Source organism: Kitasatospora sp. NPDC022785, assembly GCF_055561295.1.
In genome coordinates this window covers 1-15,507 of record NZ_JBVHHB010000023.1, presented here as the reverse complement: position 1 = coordinate 15,507, position 15,507 = coordinate 1, and the positions used below count along the sequence as shown (strand labels likewise).

General features: G+C 72.8%; 15 protein-coding genes. 10 read left to right on the top strand and 5 right to left on the bottom strand.

Features of this window, described 5'->3' with window-relative positions; translation table 11 throughout:
- Window positions 1-63: 63 nt before the first annotated feature.
- Complete coding sequence (gene sepH / locus ACZ3YO_RS29480; RefSeq protein ID WP_396323735.1) at window positions 64-1,140, bottom strand: septation protein SepH; 1,077 nt, start codon at window positions 1,138-1,140, stop codon at window positions 64-66.
- A gap of 517 nt (window positions 1,141-1,657) precedes the next feature.
- On the opposite strand from sepH, the gene ACZ3YO_RS29475 reads away from it, so the two are divergent.
- Entirely contained in the window at window positions 1,658-2,572 is a 915-nt protein-coding gene (locus tag ACZ3YO_RS29475) for a hypothetical protein (RefSeq protein WP_465575207.1), read from the top strand.
- A gap of 103 nt (window positions 2,573-2,675) precedes the next feature.
- Here ACZ3YO_RS29475 and ACZ3YO_RS29470 read toward each other — a convergent pair whose 3' ends face one another.
- The gene (locus ACZ3YO_RS29470) at window positions 2,676-3,998 is read right to left on the bottom strand and encodes a D-arabinono-1,4-lactone oxidase (protein WP_465575204.1); all 1,323 of its coding nucleotides are present in this window, start codon (window positions 3,996-3,998) and stop codon (window positions 2,676-2,678) included.
- Between the two features lie 103 nt (window positions 3,999-4,101).
- Window positions 4,102-5,358 carry an MFS transporter gene (locus ACZ3YO_RS29465; RefSeq protein WP_465575201.1) on the bottom strand — a complete coding sequence of 419 codons (1,257 nt, stop codon included), beginning with the start codon at window positions 5,356-5,358 and terminating at the stop codon, window positions 4,102-4,104.
- A gap of 128 nt (window positions 5,359-5,486) precedes the next feature.
- Between ACZ3YO_RS29465 and ACZ3YO_RS29460 the strand changes: the two genes are divergently transcribed.
- Both ACZ3YO_RS29460 and ACZ3YO_RS29455 read left to right on the top strand, forming a co-directional pair.
- Window positions 5,487-6,644 (top strand): ferrochelatase, encoded by a 1,158-nt coding sequence (locus tag ACZ3YO_RS29460; RefSeq protein WP_465575198.1) that lies wholly within the window; start codon window positions 5,487-5,489, stop codon window positions 6,642-6,644.
- Between the two features lie 19 nt (window positions 6,645-6,663).
- Window positions 6,664-7,467, top strand: coding sequence for an inositol monophosphatase family protein (locus tag ACZ3YO_RS29455; protein ID WP_465575196.1), 804 nt, complete (start codon window positions 6,664-6,666; stop codon window positions 7,465-7,467).
- 210 nt (window positions 7,468-7,677) lie between these two features.
- Here ACZ3YO_RS29455 and ACZ3YO_RS29450 read toward each other — a convergent pair whose 3' ends face one another.
- Complete coding sequence (locus ACZ3YO_RS29450) at window positions 7,678-7,863, bottom strand: hypothetical protein (RefSeq protein WP_030301315.1); 186 nt, start codon at window positions 7,861-7,863, stop codon at window positions 7,678-7,680.
- Between the two features lie 453 nt (window positions 7,864-8,316).
- On the opposite strand from ACZ3YO_RS29450, the gene ACZ3YO_RS29445 reads away from it, so the two are divergent.
- The 4 genes from ACZ3YO_RS29445 to ACZ3YO_RS29430 all read left to right on the top strand — a co-directional run bounded on the left by ACZ3YO_RS29445 (window position 8,317) and on the right by ACZ3YO_RS29430 (window position 12,414).
- Window positions 8,317-8,970 carry a response regulator transcription factor gene (locus ACZ3YO_RS29445; protein ID WP_148642660.1) on the top strand — a complete coding sequence of 218 codons (654 nt, stop codon included), beginning with the start codon at window positions 8,317-8,319 and terminating at the stop codon, window positions 8,968-8,970.
- A 64-nt stretch (window positions 8,971-9,034) separates the two neighbouring features.
- Window positions 9,035-10,336, top strand: a complete 1,302-nt coding sequence (locus ACZ3YO_RS29440) for a sensor histidine kinase (protein WP_465575192.1) — start codon at window positions 9,035-9,037, stop codon at window positions 10,334-10,336.
- Window positions 10,337-10,591: 255 nt separating this feature from the next.
- Window positions 10,592-11,575 carry an acyl-ACP desaturase gene (locus ACZ3YO_RS29435; RefSeq protein WP_465575189.1) on the top strand — a complete coding sequence of 328 codons (984 nt, stop codon included), beginning with the start codon at window positions 10,592-10,594 and terminating at the stop codon, window positions 11,573-11,575.
- Window positions 11,576-12,114: 539 nt separating this feature from the next.
- Window positions 12,115-12,414 carry a DUF4193 domain-containing protein gene (locus tag ACZ3YO_RS29430; RefSeq protein WP_148642658.1) on the top strand — a complete coding sequence of 100 codons (300 nt, stop codon included), beginning with the start codon at window positions 12,115-12,117 and terminating at the stop codon, window positions 12,412-12,414.
- Window positions 12,415-12,694: 280 nt separating this feature from the next.
- On the opposite strand, the gene ACZ3YO_RS29425 is transcribed toward ACZ3YO_RS29430, so the two are convergent.
- Window positions 12,695-13,144 (bottom strand): DUF3093 domain-containing protein, encoded by a 450-nt coding sequence (locus tag ACZ3YO_RS29425; RefSeq protein WP_465551916.1) that lies wholly within the window; start codon window positions 13,142-13,144, stop codon window positions 12,695-12,697.
- Window positions 13,145-13,351: 207 nt separating this feature from the next.
- Here ACZ3YO_RS29425 and ACZ3YO_RS29420 point away from each other — a divergent pair, with 207 nt between their 5' ends.
- The 3 genes from ACZ3YO_RS29420 to ACZ3YO_RS29410 all read left to right on the top strand — a co-directional run bounded on the left by ACZ3YO_RS29420 (window position 13,352) and on the right by ACZ3YO_RS29410 (window position 15,231).
- The gene (locus ACZ3YO_RS29420; protein WP_465575404.1) at window positions 13,352-13,894 is read left to right on the top strand and encodes a PaaI family thioesterase; all 543 of its coding nucleotides are present in this window, start codon (window positions 13,352-13,354) and stop codon (window positions 13,892-13,894) included.
- On the top strand, window positions 13,891-14,358 hold the full coding sequence (gene dut / locus ACZ3YO_RS29415; protein WP_396323726.1) for a dUTP diphosphatase: 468 nt from the start codon (window positions 13,891-13,893) through the stop codon (window positions 14,356-14,358). The genes ACZ3YO_RS29420 and dut overlap by 4 nt, the downstream gene beginning before the upstream one ends.
- A 69-nt stretch (window positions 14,359-14,427) precedes the next feature.
- Window positions 14,428-15,231, top strand: coding sequence for a DUF3710 domain-containing protein (locus tag ACZ3YO_RS29410; RefSeq protein ID WP_396323725.1), 804 nt, complete (start codon window positions 14,428-14,430; stop codon window positions 15,229-15,231).
- The last annotated feature ends 276 nt before the right edge of the window (window positions 15,232-15,507 follow it).

Sequence of the window (15,507 nt, the reverse complement as noted above, 5' to 3'; positions counted from 1 at the left end):
GCGGTGACGCGGCGAAGGGGTGGAAGGCCGGTCGGCCCTCCACCCCTTCGCCGACGGTGACGGCTACTCCTGCTTCTTGCGCCGGCTGCCGAAGACGATCTCGTCCCAGCTCGGCACGGTGGCCCGGCGTCCGGGCCGGACGCCGTCCGCCTCCGCCTGCCGGTCGGTCGTCCCGACCAGGCGCTCGCGGTGCGGGGCGACGGCCCGCGGCATCAGGATGTCCGCGTACGCCGAGCCCGCGCCGACCGCCGGGGCGGCGGCTGCCGGCTCCTCGCTCTCCTCGGCGACCTCCGCGGGCACCGGCTCGATCGGCGGCGGTGCACCGACGGCGAGGTCACCGCGGAAGGCGGGGACGACGTCGAGCAGGCTGGTCAGCGAGTCGCGCGACTCGGCGGTGGCCTCGCGGCCCTCGCGCACCTCGCGGGCCGACATGATGCGGTCCGCCGAGGGCCGGTCGATCATCGGGCGCAACGGCCGGTCGTGGGGGAGCCGGGCGATCCGCGGGATGAACGGGAAGACCGACTCCTCCTCGCGCTCGACGTTCTCGCCGATCAGCGCGCGGGCCTCGTCGTCGTTGGGCTGGACCAGGCGCCGCGGCGGGTCGTACGTCCAGGACGCGCTGCGGCCCTCGCCCTCGGCCCGGTAGGAGAGGATGACCTCCCAGGTGCCGTCGTCGCGCCGCCAGGAGTCCCAGCGCTCGGTGTCCTTCTCGGCGCCCCGCAGCGCGAGCCGCTCGGCGACGGCCTCGCCCAGCTGCGGTCCGGTGGACTCGCCGTGCCGGCGGATGGCGGTCTTGCGGGCCCGCTCGGCCATGAAGGCGCGCTCGGCGAGCACTGGCCCCTCGAAGCGGCGGACGCGGTCGACGGAGATGCCGGCGGCCTGTGCGACCTCCTCGGCGGAGGCACCGGCTCGTATCCGCGCCTGGATGTCGCGGGGGCGGAGGTGGCTCTCCACCTCGATCTCGATCTGGCCGAGGCGCGGACGGTCACCACGGATGGCGGCTCGCAGCCGCTCGTCGATGGGGAGGGTGTACTCCGTGCTGTCGGCAGCCTTGAGCACCAGCCGTGTGCCGTCGTTGCTGACGGCCACAACCCGCAGTTCGGGCACGGTTACCTCCCGGGTGGTGCCTGCCGACGTCACCTGCGTCGCTGCTCCCGTACTGAGTGTGGCCTGCCCGCTCGCGACTGGCCACAACCTTGCTGAGTTCCCCGGCGTGTCGGGCTTAGGCCCGGACGCGCCGCTGTGGCACGGTTGCCTTTTTGCCACGTCACCTGTTGACGTCGCGCCTGGGTGTCCCGACCGTCCTCGCACGCGCAGTGATCGCGACGATCCGGGACGGGCGTCGCCGTGCGTGCCTGCGCCGTGGCTCTTCGTCAATCTGGCGGTTGATGGCCAGTCGACAAGTCGACCCAGGGCTCAGGCTTTACGAACAGTACTCCATTCGTGGCATCCAAAGGGGCGGCTCGCCGCTCAAGTCTCCCGCGATTCACGGGAATCTCAAGAGAGCGCACCCCCGATCGCCGACGATCAGCCGGTGGACGGTGATCATCTTCACATATATCTCCCGCGCAGAACCGCATTTTCGCCCCTTGTGTCCTTCTTTGGGCAAGATGGAGTGACTTGTTCGAAGAACAGTCGTACGGACCGAGGGATGTTGATGCCGGAGCAGAAGTCCGCCGAGAAGGCCGCCGGGGAGGGCGGCGCGGAAGGTCGCAGGCGAATTGATCTGAGTGTGGCTCAGGTCGCGGCCAGTGCACTCGCCGCCGTGGTGGGGGCGTTGCTCGCCTCCGAACTCGGTGTCTACGGCACGATTCTGGGCGCGGCGGTGGTGAGCCTCGGGGCGACCACCGGAGGCGCGGTGTTCCAGCACGTCTTCCGGCGCACCGGCGAACACCTGCGCGACGCGGTGGATCGGACCGGTCCCGGGCCGGAGGTGAACGGGCTCCGCCAGGTGCCGGCCTCCGGCACGTCGGCGGCGGTGCCGGCGATCTCCCCGGAGTGGAACGCGCCGCAGGTGGTCCGGGCGCGTCGGCGGTGGACGTGGAAGACGTACGCGGCGGTGTCCGGGCTGGTCTTCCTCCTGGCGATGACGCCGATCGTCGCCTTCGAACTGGCCACCGGGCAGCCGGTGTCGGCCACGGTGAAGGGCGAGTCGGGCAGTGGCACCTCGCTGGGTGGCACGGTGAGTCCGAAGCCGCCGGCCCCGTCGGCCCCGTCCGGCCGTCCGGCCGGTGACCCCACGGGCGGGCCATCGGGCGTCCCGTCGCAGGGTGACGCAAGCCCGTCGGCCGGGAAGGACGGCGGCGCCTCGGCGCCGGCCTCCCCGGGCGCGAGCCCGAGCGCCGGGAGCAGCGGCGAGGCCTCCCCGTCGTCGGGCCCCAGCTCCACGCCGTCCGCCGGTCGGTCCACCGGGTCCTCCACCGAGCCGTCCGCGGGCGAGTCCGGTGCGGCGAGCCCGAGCGGCGGCGCCGGGCCGTCCGGCGAGGCGGCCCCGCAGCCGCCCGCCCCGAGCGGTGCGCCCGCCGCGGTCTCCCCGCAGGCCGCCGCCCCCACCGGACAGCCGGTGAACTAGGCCCTTCCCGGCCGGTCTTGCCGGGCGCGCGAGACCGGCCGGACAGGACCTCGGTCCTCTCCGGCCGGGCCTGCCGGATCGGCGGGCGGGACAGGCCGGACGCCTAGGCCCCGAGCACCCGCCGCAGGTAGTCGTTGCCGAAGCGGCGCTCCGGGTCGAGCTCGTCCCGCAGCGCCGTGAAGTCGGCGAAGTGCGGGTAGACCCCGGCGAGGTAGTCGGCGTCGCGGGTGTGCAGCTTGCCCCAGTGCGGGCGGCCGCGGTGGGCGGTCATCAGCTTCTCCACCTCGGTGAAGTAGCCCTGTTCGGCGGTGCCCCGGTACAGGTGGACGGCGATGTAGGCGCTGTCCCGGCCGCCGGCGGTGGAGAGCCAGAGCTCGTCGGCGGGGGCGAACCGCACCTCGACGGGGAAGCTGATCCTCCAGTCGGAGCGTTCGATCATGGCCCGGAGCTCGCGCAGCACCTCGGCGACCTCCTCGCGCGGCACCGCGTACTCCATCTCCACGAAGCGGACCTTGCGGGGGCTGGTGAACACCTTGTACGCGGTGTCGGTGTAGCTGCGGTCCGACCAGGCGCGGCTGGCCAGCGAGGCGATGGCGGGCACGGTGCCGGGGAAGCGCCGGCCGACCCGGCAGGCTCCCTCCCAGACGGTGTTGGAGAGGAAGTCGTCCTCCAGCCACTCCTTGAACCGGGACAGCGGGGCGGCCGGCCCCTGGCTGCGGTTGTTGCGCTTGGTCGAGCAGCGGTCGGTGTGCGGGAACCAGTAGAACTCGAAGTGCTCGTTGACGGCGGTGAGGTCGTCGAGCCGCTCCAGGACCTCGTCGAAGCGCATCGGCTGCTCGTGCGCGGTGAGCAGGAAGGCCGGTTCGACGGCGAAGGTGAGCGCGGTGATCACGCCGAGGGCGCCGAGGCCGAGCCGGGCGCCCTCGAAGAGCCGGGGGTTCTCGGTGGGGGAGCAGTGCCGGACGCTGCCGTCGGCGAGGACGATCTCCAGGGCGCGGATCTGGGCGGCGAGCGAGCCGGAGTCCCGGCCGGTGCCGTGGGTGCCGGTGCCGGTGGCGCCGGCCACGGTCTGGACCTCGATGTCGCCCATGTTGGTGAGCGAGAGTCCGGCGGCGGCGAGCAGCCGGTTGAGCCGGGCCAGCGGCAGGCCGGCCTCGACGGTGACGGTGCCGGCCTCGCGGTCGATCTCGCGGACGGCGGTCATCGCGTACGGGCGGACCAGGACGCCGTCCCCGGCGGAGGCGATCGAGGTGAAGGAGTGGCCGGAGCCGACCGCCTTGACGGTGCGGCCCTGGTCGGCGGCGCGCAGGATCTCCTTGGCCAGCTCCTCCGCCGTGCCGGGCGTGACCACCTTGGCCGGGTGGGCGCTCTGGTTGCCGGCCCAGTTGGTCCAGCGGGTGCGGGGTGCGGTACTGGCCTGGGGCATGCGGTGCCTCCTGCTCCGTGGCCGAACGGTGTCGGCTCGCTCCGGGGCGGCGCCGCCGCCCTACCCGCGGGTAGGCCCGCGAGTAGGGAGGAGAGTAGTCAGTTCACCGTTCGAGGTCTACGGTCTGTCCGGCGGGCTGGGCGGCCTCGGCGGACGACAGTCCGGCCCTCAGGCGGCCGAGTCCGGCGAGGGCGGCGACCACGCCGAACGCCCCGGCGGTCAGCGGCACCCAGTAGCCGGCGGCGGCCCCGGCCGCGTCGACCACCCAGCCGGCGGTGGAGGAGCCGAGCGCGACGCCGAGCGCGAGCCCGGTGGTCGTCCAGGTCATGCCCTCGGTGAGCTGGGCGGCCGGGACGAGCCGTTCGACCAGGGCCATCGCGGTGATCAGGGTGGGGGAGATGGCGATGCCGGCGACCAGCAGCGCGACGCCGACCGCGACCAGCCCGCCGACCCCGTGCACCGACTCCGCGACCAGCAGCAGCGGCGCCATGCTGAGCGCCATGAAGAGGACGCCGCCGAAGAAGCGGCCGGCCATCGACCCGGTGAGCTTCAGGGTGCCGAACACCACCCCGGCCAGGCAGGAGCCGAGCGCCCAGAGTGCCAGGATCACGCTGGAGACGGCCTCGTGCCCCTGGGCCTTGGAATAGGCGACGGTGACGACCTCCACCGAGCCGAAGATCGCCCCGGTGGCGACGAAGGTGAGGATCAGCACCTGCAGCCCGCGGTTGAGGATCACCGAGCTGCCGGTGTGCCGGGCGGCCGGGTGGACAGGGGGCTCGGTGGAGCGCTGCCCGGCGAACAGCAGCACGCCGACGGCGAGGAAGAGCCCGGCGAGCAGCACCCCGGCCTCGGGGAAGACGGAGGTGGCCAGGCCGATGGAGAGGATCGGGCCGACGATGAAGCAGACCTCGTCGACCACGGCCTCGAAGGAGTACGCGGTGTGCAGCTTGGGCGCCTCGTCCCGGTAGAGGTGGGCCCAGCGGGCGCGGACCATCGCGCCGGTGCTCGGCATGACGCCCATGCCGGCGGCGAAGACGAAGAGCGTCCAGTCGGGGGCCTCGAACCGGGCGCAGAGCAGCAGCCCCACGGCGGCGACGACGGTGATCGCCATGGCCGGCAGCACGATGCGGCGCTGCCCGTGCCGGTCCACCAGCCGGGAGACCTGCGGCCCCAGCACCGCGGCGGAGACCGCCAGGGTCGCCGACACCAGGCCCGCGACCCCGAACGACCCTCTCAGCTGGGAGAGCATGGTCACGATGCCGATGCCGGTCATGGAGATCGGCAGCCGGGATATGAAGCCGGTGGAGGAGAAGGCCAGACTGCCGGGGGCGGCGAATATCTGGCGGTAGCTGGACAGCACGGTGGCTCCGCAGGGGTAAGGAACGGGGCTGGCCCAGACAGCTTACGTACGTTGGCAAACAGTATTTTCCGGTCGCCCGGTGCGGCCCAGCCGACGTGGTCCGGCCCCTCAATGGCAGGATCGGTCGCATGTCCGACGTGCGCAATCCCTCACCCTCCGGCGCCGCTCCGATCGCGGCCCAGCCGTACGACGCCCTGTTGCTGCTCTCCTTCGGCGGGCCCGAGGCCCCCGAGGACGTCGTCCCCTTCCTGGAGAACGTCACCCGAGGCCGGGGCATCCCCAAGGAGCGGCTCAAGGAGGTGGGCAAGCACTACTTCATGTTCGGCGGCGTGAGCCCGATCAACGAGCAGAACCGCGAGCTGCTGGCCGCGCTGCGCAAGGACTTCGCCGACCACGGTCTCGGCCTCCCGGTCTACTGGGGCAACCGGAACTGGGCGCCCTACCTGGTCGACACCCTGCGCGAGATCGCCGCCGACGGGCACCGCCGCGTCGCCGTCCTCGCCACCAGCGCCTACGCCGGGTACTCGGGCTGCCGCCAGTACCGGGAGAACCTCGCCGACGCGCTCGCGCAGCTGGCCGAGGAGGGGCAGCCCGCCCTGCGGGTCGACAAGCTGCGCCACTTCTACAACCACCCCGGCTTCGTCGGGCCGATGACCGACGCCACCGTGGCCGCGCTGGACCGGCTGCCCGAGGAGGTCCGGGCTGGCGCCCGGCTCGCGTTCACCACCCACTCCGTCCCGGACACCATGGCCGAGACCTCCGGTGCCCCGGACGACCCGGCCCGCGGCCGGCCCGGTGGCGCGTACGTCGCCCAGCACCTGGACGTGGCCCGGCTGGTCGTCGCCGCCGTCGCCGAGCGCACCGGCGTCGCGGACCGGCCCTGGGAGCTGGTCTTCCAGAGCCGCAGCGGCGCCCCGCACATCCCGTGGCTGGAACCCGACATCTGTGACCACCTGGAGGCCCAGCACGCCGACGGCGCGCCGGCCGTGGTGATGGTCCCGATCGGCTTCGTCTCCGATCACATGGAGGTCAAGTACGACCTGGACACCGAGGCGGTGGCCAAGGCCGCCGAACTCGGCCTGCCGGTCGCCCGCGCCGCAACCGTCGGAGCCGACCCCCGGTTCACCGCCGCCGTCCGCGAACTCGTCCTGGAACGGGCCGCCGCCGAGCGCGGCGAGGCCGTGACCCGCTGCGCCCTCGGCGCGCTCGGCCCCAGCCACGACGTCTGTGCGGTGGCCTGCTGCCCCAACCCGCGCACCCCGCGCCCGGCCGCCGCCGAGCGCTGACCCCCTCCGAGGAGAGCCCGTGCCCAGCCCCGAACTGCTCGACGAACTGCTCGACGTCGCCCTGGACGCCGCCCGGCAGGCGGGCGCGCTGCTGCGCGACGGCCGGCCCGCCGACCTGGGCGTGGCGGGCACCAAGAGCAGCCCGGTCGACGTCGTCACCGAGATGGACCTCGCCTCCGAGAAGCTGGTCCTGGAGCTGATCGGCGCCCGCCGCCCGGCCGACGGCTACCTCGGCGAGGAGGGGGCCGACCGGCCCGGCACCAGCGGGGTCCGCTGGGTCGTCGACCCGCTCGACGGCACCGTCAACTACCTGTACGGGCTTCCGTCCTGGGCCGTCAGCGTGGCAGCGGAGCTGGACGGCGAGGCGGTCGTCGGCGTGGTGTACGCCCCGGCCCGCGGCGAGCTGTTCCACGCCGTGCTCGGCCGCGGTGCCCACCTGGACGGCCGGCCGGTCTCCGCCCGCCCGGCCCCGCCGTGGGGGCAGGCGCTGATCGGCACCGGATTCAACTACGTGCAGCAGGTACGGATCCGGCAGGCCGAGGTGCTGCTCGCACTCATGCCGGAGGTCCGTGACATCCGCCGGGGCGGAGCCGCAGCCGTGGACCTCTGCGATGTCGCCGCCGGGCGGCTGGACGGCTACTACGAGCGCGGGCTCGCCCCCTGGGACCGGGCCGCGGGCTGCCTGATCGCCGCCGAGGCCGGCGCCATGGTCGGCGGCCGCCCGGGCCACGGCCCGGACGGCGAGCTCACCGTCGCCGCCGCGCCCGGCGTGTACCAGCCGCTCCAGGACCGGCTGGCGCGGCTGCGCGCCTGGGCGGACTAGGTCCTGGCGGCCCCCTGCCGACGGGCCGGGGGCCGGACGGGCGGGTGTCCGGGCCGGTCGGGCGGGTGTCGGGGCCGGTCGTCGGCGGCCGGGCAAGGAAGAGCCCTGGCATACAGGGGATGCCAGGGCTTGGGTTTCGCAGGTTGCTCACGGCCTCCGGAGGGCCGCTGGTGCCGGAAGTCCGGCGTCGGGTCGGTCGGGACGGGTGGATCAGGCGGCGGTGCGGTGGCGCTCCAGCACCGTGTCCACGCCGTGTTCGGCGGCGAGCCGGCGGAGATCGTCCAGCTCGGACTGCTCCACCTCGGCCAGGAATTCGTCCCCGGCCTCGATCGCGCGGTGCAGGTCCTGCTCGGCGTTGGCTATGCGCTGCAGGATTCCGGCGGTGAAGGCGTCCATACGGGCCCCCTTACTGTGTCGGACGTGCACGTTCGTGCGTCCCCCGCCCCGGGGTCGTGGTGGTCAGCGGAAGCGTCCGATCCGGCGGGTCGAGATCTCCGGTCGGGCGCGGAGACGGCCCTCGGCCGCTCCCGGTGACGCCCCAGCCCCAGGGCCGGCGCGGATGAACGCACGGCGGGTGGGTGCGATCGGCCAACAGCCAGATCGCGGGTGTGCACCTGTCCTCCCCACCCCCGGACGGGAGAAACCTCCCGGGGCGAGAAAGTTGCCTGTGTCACAGTCCAACCGGAGTGTTCCCGGTACGAACCGCGCTCTCCCCCATGATCGCGCCGTCGGGACGGCCGTGCCCCCGGGGCAGCTTATCGCTGCTTTACCGCAGGACCAGGCAGGATGGAGGCACCGTCGGAGCCGTGCGTCCGCTTCCGGGGCCGGCCTGGAGAAGGGACAACGACCGTGCGGGTTCTCGTCGTCGAGGACGAGCAGCTGCTCGCCGAGGCCGTCGCCACCGGCCTGCGCCGCGAGGCGATGGCCGTCGACGTGGTGTACGACGGGGAGGCCGCGCTCCAGCGCATCGCGGTCAACGACTACGACGTCGTGGTCCTCGACCGCGACCTGCCGCTGGTCCACGGCGACGACGTGTGCCGCAGTGTGGTCGACCAGGGGCTGGCCACCCGGGTGATCATGCTGACCGCCTCCGGTGACATCAGCGACCGGGTCGAGGGCCTGGAGATCGGCGCCGACGACTACCTTCCGAAGCCGTTCGCCTTCAGCGAACTCGTCGCCCGGGTAAGGGCGCTGGGCCGCCGCGCGACCGTTCCGCTGCCGCCCGTGCTGGAGCGCGCGGGCATCTCGCTCGACCCGGGCCGCCGCGAGGTGATCCGGGACGGGCGCCCCGTCCAGCTCGCCCCCAAGGAGTTCGCCGTCCTGGAGGTGCTGATGCGGGCCGGCGGCGCCGTCGTCTCCGCCGAACAGCTGCTGGAGAAGGCCTGGGACGAGCACACCGACCCGTTCACCAACGTCGTACGGGTCACCGTCATGACGCTGCGCCGCAAGCTCGGCGACCCGCCCGTGATTGTCACCGTCCCGGGCTCCGGCTACCGGATCTGATCCCTCCGGCCCCCGCGGCCGGCCTTCCGCGCCCGCTTCCGGCGGACGCTCCGAGAGGAACACCATGACCACCCCGCCCCCGGCCGGCGGGCCCTCCGGCGCGCCCGCCGGCGGCCCGCGCGCCGTGCCGCCCAGGCCCGTGCAACCGCCCCGCGCGCCCCGGCTGCACCAGGCGTCGAACGACGCCTACGTCCCCGGCGACGGCATGCTCGCCTGGCTGCCGTTCCGCCCGACCATCCGGATGAGACTCACCCTGCTGTACGGCGGGATGTTCCTGATGGCCGGCGTGGTCCTGCTGCTGCTGATGTACTTCTTCGTCCGGCAGGCCCTGCACGACGTGGCGCCGCCGCCGTTCGTCTTCGGCAGTGACGTCACCGTCAACCGCGTGCCGATGACCAGCGAGCAGTTCAACCAGTACCTCGCCGCCCGGCACGACGTCGCCTCCAACGCGGCCCTCAACACCCTGCTGCGCAAGTCCCTCACGGTGCTGGTCTGCCTCGCGGTGATCGCCTTCGTCGCCGGCTACGCCATGGCCGGCCGGGTGCTGCGCCCGCTCGGGCGGATCACCCGCACCGCCCGCGAGGTGGCCTCCTCCGACCTGCACCGGCGGATCGAGCTGGACGGTCCGGACGACGAGCTCAAGGAGCTCGCCGACACCTTCGACGACATGCTCGACCGGCTCGACCGCTCCTTCGACTCCCAACGCCGCTTCGTCGCCAACGCCTCGCACGAGCTGCGCACCCCGCTGGCGATCAACCGCACCCTGCTGGAGGTCCAGCTCTCCGACCCGGCGGCCTCGCCCGACCTCCAGCAGCTCGGCAAGACCCTGCTGGCCACCAACGAGCGCAGCGAACAGCTGGTGGAGGGCCTGCTGCTGCTCGCCCGGAGCGAGAACGAGCTGACCGACCGCCGCACGGTGGAGCTCTCCGAGGTGGCCGGCCGGGCCCTGGAGCAGACCCGGGCCGAGGCCGACCGGCGCGAGGTCGAGGTGCGCTCCACGCTCACCCCGGCCGTGGTCGGCGGCAACGGCGTCCTGCTGGAGCGGCTCGCGCTCAACCTGCTGCAGAACGCGGTGCGCTACAACACCGCCGGCGGCTGGGTCGAGATCACCACCGCCGAGGTGCCGGGCGGTGGCGGCGAGCTCGTGGTCTCGAACACCGGCCCGGTCGTCCCCGGCTACGAGCTGGAGCACATCTTCGAGCCCTTCCGCCGGGTCAAGGGCGCCGACCGAACCCGCAGCGACAAGGGGGTCGGACTCGGCCTCTCCATCGTGCGCTCGGTGGTCCGGGCGCACGGAGGCACCATCGAGGCCACCCCGCGGGCCGGTGGCGGCCTCACCATGCGGGTCCGCATCCCGGGGGCCTGACCGGCCTCCCAGGGCCGTCCTCGGCCCGCTACGCCGTTCGGGCGTCCCCGCGCTCCGTGCGCCGACCATCTCAAGCCGCCCCCGTCAGGCCTGTCAAGACGACATAAGGCCTGGCGGGGGCGGCTTGTCATTTCCGGCCCGAGCAACTTACGGTTACGTAACCTACGCAACCGTAAGTGCAGCCCGACCGTCGTCCCCGACGTGCCCGCCCATCGCGCCCGTCCCGCGCGTGACCGTTCCCCCAGGAGCAAGACCGTGACCATCGCCCCCGTGCAGCGCACCGCCTCCCTCGGATCGAGCGCCTGGACCGACGCGCGGCTGATCATGGCCCTCGAAGAGGTCGTCGAGAAGGAGCTCAACCGCCACCTGAAGGTCGCCAAGGACTGGATGCCCCACGAGTTCATCCCGTGGAGCCAGGGCCGCGACTTCGACGGCGTGCTCGGCGGCGAGGCCTGGTCGGTGGAGCAGTCCCAGGTGACCCCGCTCGGCCGGGTGTCGCTGGTGGTCAACCTGTTGACCGAGGACAACCTCCCCAGCTACCACCACGAGATCGCCAGCATGTTCGGCCGGGAGGGCGCCTGGGGCACCTGGGTGCACCGCTGGACGGCCGAGGAGGGCCGGCACGGCATAGCCATCCGCGACTTCCTGCTCGCGACCCGGGCCGTCGACCCGAATGAGCTGGAGCGGGCCCGGATGAGCCACATGTCGGAGGGCTTCGAGTCCGACAACGCGCACAGCATGCTGCACTCGGTCGCGTACGTGGCCTTCCAGGAGCTCGCCACCCGCATCTCGCACCGCAACACCGGCCACCACGCCGGCGACCCGCTCTGCGACCAGCTGCTGGCGAAGATCGCCAACGACGAGAACCTGCACATGGTCTTCTACCGGAACCTGCTGAAGGCCGCCCTGGAGATCGCCCCCGACCAGGCCATGCGGGCCATCGCCGACGTGGTCACCGACTTCCGGATGCCCGGCCACGGCATCCCCGGCTTCGAGCGGGCCGCCGCCCAGATCGCCATCGGCGGCGTCTACAACCTGCGGATCCACCACGACGACGTGCTGCAGCCGGTGTTGCGCCACCTCCGGGTGATGGAGATCGACGGCCTCGGCCCGGACGGCCAGCAGGCCCAGGACGAGCTCGGCGTCTTCCTCGGCGGGCTGGACGCGCAGGCGACCAGGTTCGACGAGCGGCAGGCCGCGCTGCTGGCCCGCCGGGCCGCGCGGAAGGCCGCCCAGTAGCCGACGGCGGCCCGGCCGTCGCCGGGTGCCCGGTAGTGGCCGGACACGAACCGCAAGCACGGCGGGTCGTGGATCCGGCCGCTCCGCTTGGGTGGATTTTCCGTGGTTTGCCCCGGAAGATTCAGAACGTGAGCAAGCTCACACCGTGTCGCTCCGCGGGGCGGCCCGACCCCGGAGCGTGATCATGGTGAACGGCGTCCCGGTCGCCGTCCGTGAGGGAATCGGCGGCCCGTTTCGCCCCGGTGGATTGGCGGGCGCCCCTGGTGGGCAAGGGAATGGGCGGACGCCCCCGCGGTCGCCGATCACTGTCCGTGTCCGCCGGGCGGCCCCGATCGCGGGCCGGTGATGGCCCAGCGTGAGGCCCCCCGTCCCCGAGCGGATCACCCCAACGGACCCCTGGCTGAGTGTCGATTGAGTAACAGGGCTTGAAGTAAGGCAAAATCTCCGCCTCGGGTCGGGCACAAGACCGACCCCCCATGCGTTACGTGCGCTGGAGATACCGCACACACCGCACAAACCCGGAGGGGGAGAGCGAAAAAATGGCAACGGACTACGACACCCCACGCAAGACCGATGACGACCTCAACGAGGACAGCATCGAGGAACTGAAGGCTCGGCGGAACGAGAAGACCGGTAGCTCGGTCGACGTCGACGAGTTCGAGGCGGCCGAGGGCCTGGAGCTTCCTGGCGCCGACCTCTCGAACGAGGAGCTCTCCGTCCGGGTGCTGCCGCGCCAGGCCGACGAGTTCACCTGCATGAGCTGCTTCCTGGTGCACCACCGCAGCCAGCTGTACAGCGAGAAGAACGGCAACCCGATCTGCCGGGACTGCGGCGCCTGAGAACGAGGGCGGCCATGGTCCGGCGCTCGCAGCCAGCGAGACCGGCACACCGCCCCTTCCGGCCCCGGGCAGCGGGGCCGGACGGCAGTTCCGGCGGCCGCCGAGGCGGCCGCACCGGCAGTACGGAGTCAGGTAGTACCAGCGCAGTACCTTGTGCTGCGCGCGGTGCCGCACCTCGGGCGGCACCCCGTGCAGCACGGAGACAACAGGGACGGTCCCGCATCGCGGAACCGTCCCTCTCCGTTTCCCGGGGACGCCCGGGCGCGTCCGTCCCTCCCCGTCAGGCGCGGGCGCCCCGGCGTGCCTCGTCGAGCGCCTCGGCCAGCTTCATCGGCGAGCGGGTCGACAGGTACAGGTACGGCGTCGGGTCGGCCGGGTCGCTGACCTCGACGCGCAGGGCGGTCGGCACGTAGCTGCGCAGCAGCATGAAGGCGCGCGGATCCGCCTTCCTCCCGCGCCAGGCCACCGCCTCGGCGGGGCTGAGCGCGTGCGCGGAGCCGAGGGCGTCGACCGGGATCCGGGCCGGGCCCGCGACCAGCGAGCCCTGCACCACGCGGATCCGGGCGGAGCCGTAGCTGCTGATCGCGGCCGCGCCGGCGGCGATGCCGACCACCAGCCCGACCAACGCGCCGACCGCGCTGAGACGCAGCAGGATCAGCGCGAGCGTGAGCCCGATCGCGACCGGGAGCAACCACCAGGAGCGCGGCACGGTGAGGCGTTCGTCGTACATGCCCCCATTGTGGGTGCCGTGACGGGCGGCCCGGGACGGCACCCCCGGCCCCCCTACGCCTACCGGTCGGTAGGGTTGGGCGCCGTGACCGGTTCCATCGCCCCCGCCTCCCCGTCCGCCCAGTCGGCGCCGAGTACGCCGCCGGCACCGACCACGTCGCCGGCGCCCGCCGGGTCGCCGTCGCCGACCACGCCGCCGCCGGAGGCCGTGCTGCCGACGCGCGCCCCCGAGGCCCCGGCCCCGGGCACCCGGCTCGGCTCGCACTACGAGCACTGTTTCGGCTGTGGCCCGCAGCACCCCGGCGGCCTGCGGATCGACGCGGTGGCGGGCGAGGGGCTCGACGTCACCGCCGAGTTCGCCGTCCGCTCGGCCCACCAGGGCGGACCAGGCCTGGCCCACGGCGGCCTGCTGACCACGGCGATGGACGAGACGCTCGGCACGCTGAACTGGCTGCTGCACGCCCCCGCCGTCACCGGCCGGCTGGAGACCGACTTCCTCTGCCCGGTGCCGGTCGACTCGGTGCTGCACGTGCGGGCGTGGATCACCGGCGTGCACGGCCGCAAGATCTACAGCGCCGCCGAGGCACGGATCGGCGGCCCGGACGGGCCGGTCGCGGTGCGTGCGCAGGCGCTCTTCATCCAGGTGAAGCTGGAACACTTCACCAAGCACGGTCGTCCGGAGGACATCGAGAAGGTCCTCGACGACCCGGATCTGATGAAGCGCGCCCGAGCCTTTGAGGTGAACCCTTGAGCACGACCCCCCGTCCGCCCGTCGACGTTCTGATCAGGCGAATCGACGCGGAGCTGCCGCTGCCCGCCTACGCGCAGCCCGGTGACGCCGGTGCCGACCTGAGGACCACCGTCGACGCCGAGCTGGCCCCCGGAGAGCGGGCCGTCCTGCCCACCGGGATCGCCATCGCGCTGCCCGACGGCTACGCGGCCTTCGTCCACCCCCGCTCCGGGCTCGCAGCTCGTTGCGGAGTTGCTCTGGTGAACGCCCCAGGGACGGTCGATGCCGGGTACCGTGGAGAGATCAAGGTGATCGTCGTCAACCTGGACCCGCGCGAGGCCGTCAGCTTCCGTCGAGGGGACCGCATCGCCCAGCTGGTCATCCAGCAGGTCGAGAAGGCCCGCTTCCACGAGGTGGCCGAACTTCCCGGGTCGGCACGGGCCGAGGGCGGGTTCGGGTCGACCGGCGGCCACGCCGCGGTCTAGGCTGCCCGCGGCCTCGCAGGAAGCCGAGCAGGTATTCGCATCGGTCTTGGACCGGGAAGGACAGTGACCGTGTTCCGTCGTCGCCAGAAGAGCGAGGACGCTGTCGAGCAGCTCGCCGACGACGCCATCAGCGCCGACGAGACGGCCGATGACGTCGAAGGTTCCGCCGAGAGCGAGAACGAGACCGACCTGGACCCGGCGGACCGGGTCGGGCTGCCGCCGGCCCCGCGGCCGGACGGTCCGTGGGACTACTCCGAGCTGGAGAATCCGGAAGAGGGCCGCGTGGACCTCGGGGGCCTGCTAGTCCCCGGTGTCGAGGGCATGGAACTGCGCGTCGAGGTCGCCGGCGACGCGATCGTGGCCGCGACGCTGGTCCTCGGCAACAGCGCCATTCAGCTGCAGGCCTTCGCGGCCCCCAAGTCCGAGGGCATCTGGGGCGAGGTCCGCGAGGAGATCGCCAACGGCATCACCTCGCAGGGCGGCATCGTGGACGAGGAGGAGGGCCCGCTCGGCTGGCACCTCCGCGCCCAGGTCCCCGTGCAGCTGCCGGACGGCACGCAGGGCGTCCAGCTGGTGCGCTTCGTCGGCTGCGACGGGCCCCGCTGGTTCCTCCGCGGCGTGATCTCGGGCCAGGCCGCCGTGCAGCCCGAGATGGCCGGAATCCTGGAGCAGGTCTTCCAGCAGACGGTCGTCGTCCGTGGCGAGAGCCCGATGGCCCCCCGCGACCCGATCGTGCTGAAGCTCCCCGAGGACGCGCAGATGGTCGCCGACGGTGGCGGGGCGGCCGCCACCGCCGGCGAGAGCGAGAACCGCTTCGGCGGCACCGCGCTCGACCCGTTCGCCCGCGGCCCGGAGATCACCGAGGTCCGCTGAGCAGGCCGGAAGTTCTCCTGATCGCCCCCGTCCGGATGCCCGGGCGGGGGCGATTTGCATGTGGCGGGGCGGTCCCCGTACAGTTCCGGAGTCGCACCGAGAGGCGCGGCGGAAAGCAAGTCCGATGAATGAAACTCCGGAAAACGGAGCGGAAAACGTCTGATAAGCTTCAAACACGAAAGAACGAAGCGCCCGGAGGGCCCGCTGGAAGGCGGTCCGAAGGAAGTGTCCGTTCCTTGAGAACTCAACAGCGTGCCAAAAGTCAACGCCAGATAT